The organism is Paraburkholderia phymatum, from assembly GCF_038900715.1.
In the GTDB taxonomy this organism is placed as follows: Bacteria; Pseudomonadota; Gammaproteobacteria; order Burkholderiales; family Burkholderiaceae; genus Paraburkholderia; species Paraburkholderia phymatum_A.
In genome coordinates this window covers 1-11,460 of record NZ_JAYMRZ010000013.1, presented here as the reverse complement: position 1 = coordinate 11,460, position 11,460 = coordinate 1, and the positions used below count along the sequence as shown (strand labels likewise).

The following is an 11,460-nucleotide window of genomic DNA, read 5'->3' as shown; positions in this document are numbered from 1 at the left end:
AGGCGCAATCAGCGATTTTTTTCCAGCCAGTGAAAGGCATCCATAATATTTTCGTGATTACCGATGTCGTGCTGGTATATTTTCGGCGGGTGGTGAATGTTTAACAACTCTCTTACCCCGTAGACCACCATTGGCCGCGGTAGGGTTTTGACGCGATCTAACATCGCGAACGCCCATAGTAGTCTTTCTGCATACCGTAGATCACGTGTATCGAAATTCTTCATATTCTGCCTGAAAAAATGTCGGCTCAAGGTTTTCTTGTATGCGCTGCTTTGGGCGAGCTCGAATATCTGGATTCGGCGATAACGACGGAGATCAATGTGCAGGTCAATGGAATCAGCAAAATATCGCTTGATATATAGCGCCGCTATTAGCCAGTTTCTATAATGTCCAGTGCCGGGGTGCCGCAATGCACGGAGAATTTCATCGCTTTCTGCGGCGAGTGCGGTTTCTGGAACCGATTCGCCGAAGAATTCGCGAAATCCTTCTTCTTCCTTGTCGTTTGCATGAAAAAAACCGAACGAGTGCTTGGATATGCCAATAATAATTTCAGGTGTTGGTGTGACAACTATTTTTTCGGCCGCCAAAAACGTCAGGAAACTAGCGAAGAAATCAGGGTACGGCGACTGAAAAAATGCGGATCCCGAGCGATTGCGCTCTATGAATTCACGCCGCCAAATAAAGTGCTGGGCGTTAAAACTTATCAAATGTCGAAATCGAAGAGCTTGCTTTGCGAGTTGCCTTGCCTTATGCATATCAAGCAAATAGGCGGCAGGCGATTCGTCAAATAAGCTGCTATTGTTGACGGTGCATAAGTATCCCGCTGCTTGATCAGGAAGAACATCAGGGTACGCGTAGTGATAAGCCATGCAGTAGACGACGTCTGGGTGCGTATGGTCTTCGATAATATCGCTCATTTTCTGAATGAAACCCGGCGTCAAGGCGTCGTCATCACCAAGCATGACAATATAGTCACCGGTTGCGGCTTTGAGCGCGCGGTTCCAATTATCGGTTACCGAAATCGGCGCATCCCCGCGAATGTAGCGGATCGGCACAGATGTAATTGTCCGTATATAACCGATATAATCTTCACTGGAAGCATTATCCGAAATTATAATTTCCAGATTTCCTTCGTTCTGTGCCAAAACTGAGTCGATAGCGTGTTTTAATAGTTCGAGTCGATTTCGGCTCGGCAATAAGATCGAGAAGGATGGTCTCGACATTGTATTCCCTCATTTCTAGATCGTCATCGTTATGCGGCTGCGTGTGGAGGAGATTAGCGCCGACGTAGGAATCCTCGTGGATTCATCGTCAATAAGAACCGTTCGCACGACCGATCGGCATAGAAGCCATCGTTCTCCCTCAGGAACAGATCGACGGCTTCCCATGGGCCGGGACCAAACTCTGGATAGGTAGGATGGCCGTTTATATTGGTATCCTCAACCACTAAGAAGCCGCCGGGCTGAATGAAGCGCTGATAAATCCGCAACTCCTGCAGGACGTGCTCACATCGATGATCCCCGTCCAGAATGACAAGGATATTGCTTTTCCCCTTTGCAGCGTTGGCGACGTCGTCAATCACGTCATCGGCGATGCTGGATCCTGTTAGATAGGTGATCCGAGGATGTCGCGGTCGAATCGAATCATGTGTGGGATCAATGTCGATTGTGACGATTTCACCGAAGCCGGCCAAATCGAATACAGTCGCGAGATATAGTGCGCTGCCGCCTTTATATGTACCTACCTCGATAATTAAATCTGGGCGTTCTCTAATAATTAACTCTTGATAAACCCACAGATCGAGCGGGCATTTGAACATTTCGTAGCCCATCCATGACAGCACGATGGTATGAAGACCGCGAAAATTATCTATCTTTCGATAGTACAAGTCCGAGAACGACTCGACGAGTCGGCGCTCCTCCTCCGTCAAATTCGGCTCCGCAAAGCTGGCCCGGAAAGTCCCTAGATGCATGCTGGTCCAAGGTGGTGGGACGTTAGTATCGCTTTGTATCCTTTGCGTGCCGCTAATCAGTTTATGAATACGCTCAAACAAGATATTTCCCTTTGAGAATGTTGTGTTTGCCGCGATAGAATGTGCGTACCCAAAGTCATTGTTGACCGTCGGTTGGAACAGCAACGGTCAACACATCTACGCGCACGAGTGAGGACGATGCGTGGTGCAATTGCGTCGTTGAAGGCGGCTTGACGCTAGGGCGAGACTAGGATCGACGTTAAGTTGATTCAATGGAGCCGGGGCGCAAGCGATCTTGGACTGCGCTTGGCTCCTTGGCGGTATGGTACTGATTCCGTTTGTGTAGTCGGATGAACCGGTTGACAGTACGGAAATCACTCTCCACGCGCGTTACTTTGATGCGAACTCCATCGCTGGGATCGCGGACAGCAAGAAGTTTCCGTGACGGTACAAGTGTGCTGTTCAATCTTGTCGATCCAGTAAGCTTTTGGGGCGGCTTGACAACATGTCGCAAGCCGTCATTCCGAAAACGTGACTTGATTTTGAGGCAAGGCGTAGTTGACATGTTCCGCCGCCTCCGGTCAAGTGCGTCGATGAAAGCGCTGAACTGTGCGGCGCGGGTTGGGCGTAGACGTACCAGCCACCGGCGAGGAGCCCGCTCGCTGCCCAGAATCAACGAATCCACATGTTCCAGCGGCGCTACTTTACGATTTTGTTGCTTCCACACGACCCCCGTGCAGAAGATTTTCTGCCAGATATTTTGCTGGCTGGGCACCATGTCCGGCTTTCTTCTAGTTGGCGGTCAACTCGCAACAAAGGAAAAGAAAATGTAACAAACAGCAAATTGAGTTGCCGAGGGCGGCGTTTTTGAGGAAACTGAAAGGTTGTTGCGGCCCTCAATCTTGGAAGTGTTGCCAAGACGACACGTCAGTTTCTCAAAAATGATTTCTTTAGATGAGCCGCGTTCCGAAACCGGGGGCTTGTCCGTCTCTGTTGTCGTATTCAGACCGGATGAGGAGCTATTGAATTGCACGCTTGCCAATTTGGGAGTTGCGTGCAGCGAATTGCGCAAATTCCGGCCTGATTTCGCGATTGACATATGCATCGTGGATAATGGCGGTCTTTTGGATATATCGCAGACCATTGGCGTGTTGACGGACCTGGGAGTGGCTTGCGAGATCGTTGGCGGACACGGTAACGTTGGCTACGGACGAGGCCACAATTTGGCGATCCAGCGGATCGAGAGCCGTTACCACCTCATTTTGAATCCAGACATCGATATCGAGCGGGACGCGTTGATGAAAGCGCTTGATTTTTTCGATGAGCATCCGGATGCTGGCCTCATCACGCCGCGAATCGGGGATCGCGAAGGGCGACTCCAATATCTGTGCCGTCGCTATCCGACCCTTCTCGACCTATTTGTCCGAGGTTTCCTCCCACGAAGAATTCGCGACCTCTTCAAAAAGCGTCTGACACGCTACGAAATGCATGACGTTATCAACGAGCGCGAAGTTGTCTGGGACCCACCCATCATTAGCGGCTGCTTCATGCTGTTTCGAACTGGGCTGCTGAAAAAGCTGGCCGGCTTCGATCCGCGTTATTTCCTCTATTTCGAGGACTACGACCTGAGCTTACGAGCACATGAGTTCGCCCGTGTCGTCTATGTGCCATTCGTGCGGGTGATTCACCATGGCGGGGGGGCCGCGCGCAAAGGCCCGGCGCACATCAGTATGTTTGCCGCTTCCGCGTTCAAATTCTTCAACCGCTTCGGCTGGAAATGGCTATGAGTCACGTTCTGGTCACGGGGGCGAACGGCTTTGTCGGTCGTTCGCTCTGCCGAGCCTTGCTAAGCGAAGGCCATGTGGTGACGGGGTTGGTCCGGCAGGCGGGCGGGTGTCCCAACGGCACTCAGGAATGGCTTCATAACGGCAAGGACTTCGCGAACCTGCCTGCAACATGGCCGCAGAATCTGATCAGCGATTGCGTCGTCCATCTGGCAGCGCGCGTGCACGTGATGCGCGACGACGCAGCGGATCCGCTAGCGGCCTTTCGCCAAACAAACGTGGAGGGCACACTGCGCGTCGCCAAGGCAGCTTGTCAACGCGGCGTGCGCCGTATGATATTCGTAAGCAGTATCAAGGCAATGGCGGAAGTCGACCCAGGCCGTCCATTGAGCGAAAACAACCCGCTGTGCCCTCAAGATGCATACGGTCGTTCGAAATGCGAGGCGGAGCAGGCGTTGATTCAATTCGGTAAGGAAACTGGGCTCGATGTTGTCATTGTCAGGCCGCCGCTCGTATATGGTCCCGAAGTGCGCGCCAACTTCCTGCGCCTGATGGACGCCGTCTGGCGTGGCATGCCGTTGCCGCTCGGTGCAGTGAGCGCGCGGCGCAGCGTGATCTACGTTGGCAATCTGACAGATGCGCTCGTGCGCTGTGTGACCGATCCGCGTGCGGCGCGCCAGTGCTTTCATGTCGCCGATTCTGGCGCGCCGACCGTAGCGGAACTGGTCCGCTCGCTAGCCTTGCATCTGCGAAAACCCTCGCGCATGCTGCCGGTGCCAGCAGGCTGGCTGCGCGCGGCTGGCCGGTTGACTGGCCGTTCGGCGGAGATCGATCGTCTGATAGGCAGTCTGCAGGTGGATACGACGCACATTCGCGAGGTGCTAGGCTGGCGTGCGCCGTTTTCAACCGACGACGGCCTGTCGGCAACGGCCGCTTGGTACCGCTCGACTCATTGAGCCATCATGGAAATACAAGCCCCGTCGTTGGTTCCCTGGATCGTGGCCGCCGTCGCCATCTTGGGCGTCTGCGCGTGCGCGGCAATCCTGTACACGTTGCTTAAGACCGGCCTCGCCTGGCGGCTCGCAACCGACATTCCAAACGACCGCTCACTTCACGTACGGCCTACGCCCCGCGTCGGCGGCTGGGGTATCGTGCCCGTCGCGCTCGCGGGGATGCTGCTGGTTGCGCCGTCGCTGTGGTGCGCCGTGCTCGCAACGGCATTCCTTGCTGCCGTCTCTCAGGTCGACGACCGTCGCGGGCTACCCGCGCGCGTGCGATTCGCCGCGCACCTGGTCGCCGTCGTCGCGCTTGTCGCGCTGTTTCCGGCGATGGCGCCGTGGTGGGCGCTTGGGGCGTTGGCATTTTTGATGATCTGGTTCGTCAATCTCTATAATTTCATGGACGGTTCGGACGGCCTGGCCGGTGGCATGGCCCTGTTCGGCTTTTCAGGCTATGCCGCGGCCGCCCTGTCGAGCAGTCATCCCGCCTCGGAATTGGCGCTTGCGTCGGCGGCGATCGCTGGCGCGGCGCTTGGTTTTCTGCTATTTAATTTTCATCCGGCCCGGATTTTTCTCGGCGATGCCGGGTCTATTTCGCTGGGTTATCTGGCTGGAGCACTCGGCTACTGGGGCTGGCTCAAGGGAACTTGGCCAGTCTGGTTCCCGGCGCTGGTGTTCGCGCCGTTCATCGGCGACGCATCGGTTACGCTGTTGCGGCGGCTCGCGCGAGGCGATAAGTTCTGGCAGGCGCACCGCGAGCACTACTATCAGCGTATGGTGCGTTCGGGAGTCGGCCATGCAGGCACCGCGTGGGCATGGTACACGGTCATGGTCATCGGCATAGGACTTGCCGTAGTTGCGCTTGGCTGTTCCCCGGCTGTTCAGTGGGGCATTGTCGTTGGATGGGCCGCCGTGCTGGTCGTCATGGGGGGCATCGTGGATCTGCGCTGGCGTCGTTTCAAGTCAACACTGTCCAAACAATCCGAGGTATGACGCTGATGCTAAGAACCAAAGCCAGCTGGCTATCCTTCAGCGCTTTCCTTTTCGATCTGACTGCCGTCGCAGGCGCGTGGCTGATTGCGTATTTGATTCGCTTCAACGGCGCCGTACCTACCGACTTTCGCGACAGCGCTCTGCATGCGCTCATTTGGGTGCTCCCTGTCTATGGCGTGATGTTCCGCATCTTCGGTCTGTATCGCGGCATGTGGGTGTTTGCCAGCTTGCCCGATCTGCTGCGCATATCGAAGGCGGTGGCGGCGGCTGCCCTTATCACGATGATCCTCGCGGTGATGGTGCAGCCCAACCCGATCATTCCGCGCTCGGTATTGCTGGTGTCGCCGCTCTTCCTGTTCCTGGCGATGGGCGGCTCTCGCGCGCTGTACCGCGCAGCGAAGGAATTCTATCTGTACGGTGGGCTGGTGGCGCAAGGAAAGCCCGTCGTCGTGCTCGGCGCGGGCACGGCGGGCGCGATGCTCGCACGCGAGTTGGCGCGCACAAGCGAGTGGCGCCTAATTGGCTTGCTCGACGACGACATTTCGAAGCATGGCCGCGAAATCTACGGTTACAAGGTACTGGGCCCGATCAGCAAGCTGCCCGAGATCGCCGAAGCGATGAAGACGGAGTACGCGATCATTGCGATTCCATCGGCACCCGTCGAGCAGCAGCGCCGCGCGGCGACGCTGTGCGTGCGAGCCGGAGTGCGCGCGATGGTGCTGCCGGCGCTGACGGACGTCGCCGAGGAACAGGCGTCGATGTCCCGCGTGCGCCGCATCGACCTGGAAGATCTGCTTGGGCGTGAGCCAGTACATATCGATACGCCGCACGTCGAAGCGCTACTGTATGCGCGCGTGGTGATGGTGACCGGGGCAGGCGGCTCAATCGGCTCGGAACTGTGTCGTCAGATTCTGCGCTTCAAGCCCGCGCAGCTGATCGCATTCGATATCTCCGAGTACGCGATGTATCGCCTCGTGGAAGAATTGCATGAACGCCTCCCGGGCGTGGCGATTGTGCCTGTCATCGGCGACACCAAGGACTCACTGCTGCTCGATCAGGTGATGGCACGCTACACCCCGCATATCGTCTACCACGCCGCCGCTTACAAGCACGTGCCACTGATGGAAGAGCAGAACGCATGGCAAGCCGTGCGGAACAACGTGCTGGGTACGTATCGCGTTGCGCGCGCCGCAATCCGCCATGGTGTGACGCGCGTTGTGCTTATTTCCACGGACAAGGCCGTCAACCCGACCAATGTGATGGGAGCGAGCAAGCGTCTAGCGGAGATGACCTGCCAGGCGCTGCAACAGACCAGCGGCCGCACGCAATTTGAAACTGTGCGCTTCGGCAACGTGCTGGGCAGTGCGGGCAGCGTGATTCCGAAATTCCAGCAACAGATCGCGAAGGGTGGTCCCGTGACCGTCACGCATCCCGAAATCACGCGCTTTTTCATGACGATTCCGGAGGCATCACAACTCGTGCTGCAGGCGTCGAGCATGGGACACGGCGGCGAAATTTTCATCCTCGACATGGGCCAACCGATGAAGATCGTCGATCTCGCGCGCGATCTGATCAGGCTTTACGGCTTCACCGAAGAGCAGATTCGCATTGAGTTCACAGGTTTGCGTCCCGGCGAAAAGCTCTACGAAGAACTGCTGGCCGACGAGGAAACGACCACGCGCACACCACATCCGAAGCTGCGAATCGCGCAGGCGCGTGGCGTGCCGGAGAGTCTGCTCGACGAACTGCTTCCGTGGCTCATGCAGCACCGCGTGCTGATGGACGACGAAGTGCGCCGTGACCTGCGCCGTTGGGTCGCCGAATATCAGCCGACATTGGCCGCGCCGCCGTTGCGCAGCGTGCCGCCGCTCGTTGGTCAACGGCTGTCGATGTAAAGACAAAGGCGCGAGGCGCCTTTTTAGTCATGTGCGGTACGTGTGCCTGAAAATTGTCACGCCCCCACGATTGAGCCTGCGCGTCTCTCAAATCATCTGCGCGGAATACCAGTCTTTGTTGAGGTGGACTGTGCGTCTGTCCGACTGATGCGCCAAAGGATGGAGAAGCTGGTGCCGCTTACCGTCGGATAGCCATCAGCGTGGCAGTTGTCGGACAATGGATCGCAGGCGATTGTCATCGTTTGCCTGTCGTTGAATGTGATCTTGACGATCGGACTTTCGAGACCACCCTTCTGTGTGGGTTCAAATTCATACGAACAGGGGATGGATTTGGGAGGAAACCCCGTTCTGTCGCCCTTTATTAGAAGCGTTGCGGATCTCGAAGGCGAACTGTCAAGGTGAAGCTCGACGGTATCGCCATTGTCGGCGACGCCCGTCATCGTAAACGAAGCAGTTGATTGAGCAGCAATGGATGATAGTGGCGAAGCGAGCAACGCCACGGTCAGACATGCAAGAAGTGTAGGTCGCATCTTCGAAGAACAAGCGTGGGTACGGAGCGAATTATGGCCGAAAAAACATCGCTACCTGCCTGTGTGATGGGCGTCTCACGTGCAGACCCGAGCAAATCCGCGTCATAGTCCCAAGCGAATCGCCCGACATACGGATTCTTTTCATCTGCCGAAGATGGATATAGACGATCTGCGCCCGGGGCCTCGACCAAATTGCACGGAATCGTCAGCATCCCCCACTCGAGGTGATGCATCGAATGCCCGTCAACCCGTCCGGGCAGGCTGCGTTTCATTTGTATAATCCCCCGTTTGCTTTCCGGCCCACACTTTCATGCTCAGTTTCGCGCTCGGTTTCATCGTTTCACTACTGGTCACACTCGTGATCGTGCGTTATGCGCATCTGCATGAAACGTTCGCGGACACCGATCTGGGCGGCGTGCAGAAATTCCACGCGCGGCCCGTGCCGCGAATCGGCGGAACGGGGATTCTGGCGGGGCTCGTCGCATCGGCGATCCAGCTGCATGGCGCGTATCCGGGAGTGTCGGCGGGCATCTTGGGCGTTGTCGCGTGCGGGATGCCGGCGTTCGCCTCGGGCCTGGTCGAAGATCTGACGAAGAAGGTTTCTCCGCTCGTGCGCCTGATCTGCACGATGGTCGCGGCGGCGCTTGCGTACTTCGTGCTCGGGATCGCCGTCACGCGCATCAGCGTGCCGCCGCTCGATTTTCTACTGTCGTATGCGGCGGTTTCGTGCGCCGTGACCGTGCTGGCCGTTGCCGCGCTGGCGAATGCGATCAATATCATCGACGGCTTCAATGGGCTCGCGTCGATGGTCGCGTTCATGATGTTCGCCTCGCTCGCCTATGTCGCGTTTCAGGTGCACGACCCGATCGTGCTGTCGGCGTCCTTGATCATGATGGGCGCGGTGATGGGCTTCTTCATCTGGAACTTCCCCGCTGGCCTGATCTTTCTCGGCGACGGCGGCGCGTATTTCATCGGCTTCATGCTCGGCGAGTTGTCGATCATGCTTGTCATGCGCAACCGCGATGTATCGGCGTGGTATCCCGTGCTGCTGTTTATGTACCCGATTTTCGAGACGTGCTTTTCGATCTACCGGAAGAAATTCATTCGGGGGATGTCGCCGGGCATTCCAGATGGCGTGCACCTGCATATGCTCGTCTACAAGCGATTGATGCGCTGGGTTGTGGGCGCGCGCAACGCGCGGGAACTCACGCGGCGCAATTCGCTGACCTCGCCTTACCTGTGGCTCCTCTGTCTGATTGCAGTCATCCCTGCGACGCTATTCTGGCGGCATACGCTGCATTTGTTCTGCTTTGTGATCGTGTTCGCAGCGACCTATGTGTGGCTCTACGTCAGCATCGTACGGTTCAAGTCACCGAGGTGGCTGGTCGTCCGAAGGAAGCGACACTCCTGACGGTTTCCCGAGCACACGCACAATCCCACATACTGCGTCATGGATTTTCCCTATCCAGAGCACGCGAGCCGTTGCCGTTAGCCATCGATGGAGCCGCCATCCCGGCTGCCCATTGCACGTCACGGACTCTCCATGCTCAACAACATCACTATCCGACAAGGACTGACGCTCGTCATCTGCGTATTCGCAGCGCTTCTTTTGACGGTGATGGGCGTCGGTTGGGGCGCGCTGAAATTCGGCAACGACGGTCTGCAGAACGTGCAACAGACTTCGGCCGCGATGAACGCGCTTTCGTCGAGCTCGGAGAAGCTGTTGCAGGTCCGCCTGTCGCTCGGGAGCTACGAGACGCTCTTCAGCGTCGGCAAGGAAACGGAAGGCCTACTCGCGGCCGCGCACAAGATGCTCGAAGCGTCGAACGACGAGTTTCGCGTCTATATGGCGGGCCCGTTCGGCAGCGACGAAGAGCGCAAGCTTGCGCAGACCGTCGCGGACGCGCGCACGGCGCTCGTCAACCAGGCGATCGAGCCGGAGCACAAGGCCCTCGTCGACAACGACTTCAACACGTTCCGCACGATTCAGGGCGAAACGGGCGACCATTACTACGGCATCTACGCGAAGGCGATCGACGCGCTCAAGCATGCGCAGGCCGACAACCGGCAGCGCCAGGCGGACCAGCTGAGCCAGCGCTTCAGGATCTCGACGGGCATTTTCATCGCGATCGGCGTGGCCGCTGTCGTGGTGGGCGCGCTGGCGCGCGCCGGTCTTTCCGCCGCTGTCGTGAAGCCCGTGAACCAGACGATCCGCCACTTCCGCAGCATGGCCGAAGGCGATCTGACCTCGACGGTCAGGGTGCGCTCGCGCAACGAAATGGGCCAGCTGCTGCAGGCGCTCGCGCAGATGCGCGACGGGCTCGTCGAAACCGTGTCGAAAGTGCGCGGCAGCACGCAGTCGATCACGCTGGGCGCGAACGAAATCGCCGCCGGCAACGCCGATCTGTCGAGCCGTACCGAGCAGCAGGCGGCCGCTTTGCAGCAGACGGCGGCGAGCATGGAAGAGCTGTCGGCGACCGTCAAGCAGAACACCGACAACGCGAAGCTGGCGAACCGTCTCGCGCAAGGCGCGCTGGAGACGGTCGTGCGCGGCAGCGATGTAGTCACGCGCGTGACGGAAACGATGGACGGCATCACCGGGTCGTCGCGCAAGGTCGGCGAGATCATCGGCATCATCGAGGGCATCGCGTTCCAGACCAACATCCTTGCGCTGAACGCGGCCGTCGAGGCGGCGCGTGCGGGCGAGCAGGGGCGCGGCTTTGCCGTCGTGGCATCGGAAGTGCGCGCGCTCGCGCAGCGCTCGGCGGCCGCGGCGAAGGAAATTCGCGATCTGATCGGCGATTCGACGGCGCAGGTCGAGCAGGGCGCGTCGCTCGTCGCCGATGCGCGCAAGACGATGCAGGAAGCGATGACCGCCGTCGAGCGCGTGACGGGCATCATGACGGAGATCGAAGGCGCCGCGCACGAGCAGAGCGACGGCATCGAGCAGATCAACAAGGCGATCGGGCAGATCGACGAAGTCACGCAGCAGAATGCGGCGCTCGTCGAGCAGGCTGCCGCTGCGGCCAAGTCATTGGAATCGCAGGCGATTGTGCTGCGCGAGTCGGTGGCAGTGTTTCGACTGTAAGCCGACGGCTGCGTGTCGCCAGACCATTAAGTCGTCTCGCGCCAACTTGAACGGCAATAGCCTCCCTTTTAATTAGTCGACCCTGAACAATCAGCGGAGCCTTCTACAGTGGGGCTTTGAGTCGGAAATGGTGTTGTGGGAATTGCAGGGACCTGGCATATTGATGCGTGAATCCTGCAATTCCTGATGAGGTGCAGATG

Annotated in this window: 8 protein-coding genes; 6 read left to right on the top strand and 2 right to left on the bottom strand. The window is 58.0% G+C overall.

All coding sequences use genetic code 11. The annotated features are described in order from the left end of the window. Positions 1-8: 8 nt before the first annotated feature. Positions 9-1,223, bottom strand: a complete 1,215-nt coding sequence (locus VSR68_RS22940) for a glycosyltransferase family A protein (RefSeq protein WP_342942033.1) — start codon at positions 1,221-1,223, stop codon at positions 9-11. A gap of 53 nt (positions 1,224-1,276) precedes the next feature. Continuing rightward, the gene (locus VSR68_RS22935) at positions 1,277-2,053 is read right to left on the bottom strand and encodes a CmcI family methyltransferase (RefSeq protein WP_342942032.1); all 777 of its coding nucleotides are present in this window, start codon (positions 2,051-2,053) and stop codon (positions 1,277-1,279) included. Between the two features lie 860 nt (positions 2,054-2,913). Here VSR68_RS22935 and VSR68_RS22930 point away from each other — a divergent pair. The 6 genes from VSR68_RS22930 (at position 2,914) to VSR68_RS22905 (ending at position 11,260) form a co-directional block, all read left to right on the top strand. Then, positions 2,914-3,759 (top strand): glycosyltransferase family 2 protein, encoded by an 846-nt coding sequence (locus VSR68_RS22930; RefSeq protein ID WP_342942201.1) that lies wholly within the window; start codon positions 2,914-2,916, stop codon positions 3,757-3,759. Beyond that, the gene (locus VSR68_RS22925) at positions 3,756-4,712 is read left to right on the top strand and encodes an SDR family oxidoreductase (protein ID WP_342942031.1); all 957 of its coding nucleotides are present in this window, start codon (positions 3,756-3,758) and stop codon (positions 4,710-4,712) included. The genes VSR68_RS22930 and VSR68_RS22925 overlap by 4 nt, the downstream gene beginning before the upstream one ends. Before the next feature lie 6 nt (positions 4,713-4,718). Continuing rightward, positions 4,719-5,747, top strand: a complete 1,029-nt coding sequence (locus tag VSR68_RS22920; protein ID WP_342942030.1) for a glycosyltransferase family 4 protein — start codon at positions 4,719-4,721, stop codon at positions 5,745-5,747. Between the two features lie 5 nt (positions 5,748-5,752). Next, the gene (locus tag VSR68_RS22915; protein ID WP_342942029.1) at positions 5,753-7,642 is read left to right on the top strand and encodes a nucleoside-diphosphate sugar epimerase/dehydratase; all 1,890 of its coding nucleotides are present in this window, start codon (positions 5,753-5,755) and stop codon (positions 7,640-7,642) included. An 840-nt stretch (positions 7,643-8,482) separates the two neighbouring features. Continuing rightward, complete coding sequence (locus tag VSR68_RS22910; protein WP_342942028.1) at positions 8,483-9,583, top strand: glycosyltransferase; 1,101 nt, start codon at positions 8,483-8,485, stop codon at positions 9,581-9,583. A 132-nt stretch (positions 9,584-9,715) separates the two neighbouring features. Continuing rightward, positions 9,716-11,260: a methyl-accepting chemotaxis protein gene (locus VSR68_RS22905; protein ID WP_342942027.1), complete on the top strand. Its 1,545-nt coding sequence runs from the start codon at positions 9,716-9,718 to the stop codon at positions 11,258-11,260. The last annotated feature ends 200 nt before the right edge of the window (positions 11,261-11,460 follow it).

Bases quoted from the DNA above. Each gene is read 5' to 3' on its own strand.
- VSR68_RS22930 (WP_342942201.1), top strand. From the start codon at position 2,914: ATGATTTCTTTAGATGAGCCGCGTTCCGAAACCGGGGGCTTGTCCGTC.
- VSR68_RS22910 (WP_342942028.1), top strand. From the start codon at position 8,483: ATGCTCAGTTTCGCGCTCGGTTTCATCGTTTCACTACTGGTCACACTC.
- VSR68_RS22905 (WP_342942027.1), top strand. From the start codon at position 9,716: ATGCTCAACAACATCACTATCCGACAAGGACTGACGCTCGTCATCTGC.
- VSR68_RS22915 (WP_342942029.1), top strand. From the start codon at position 5,753: ATGCTAAGAACCAAAGCCAGCTGGCTATCCTTCAGCGCTTTCCTTTTC.
- VSR68_RS22925 (WP_342942031.1), top strand. From the start codon at position 3,756: ATGAGTCACGTTCTGGTCACGGGGGCGAACGGCTTTGTCGGTCGTTCG.
- VSR68_RS22940 (WP_342942033.1), bottom strand. From the start codon at position 1,223: ATGTCGAGACCATCCTTCTCGATCTTATTGCCGAGCCGAAATCGACTC.
- VSR68_RS22920 (WP_342942030.1), top strand. From the start codon at position 4,719: ATGGAAATACAAGCCCCGTCGTTGGTTCCCTGGATCGTGGCCGCCGTC.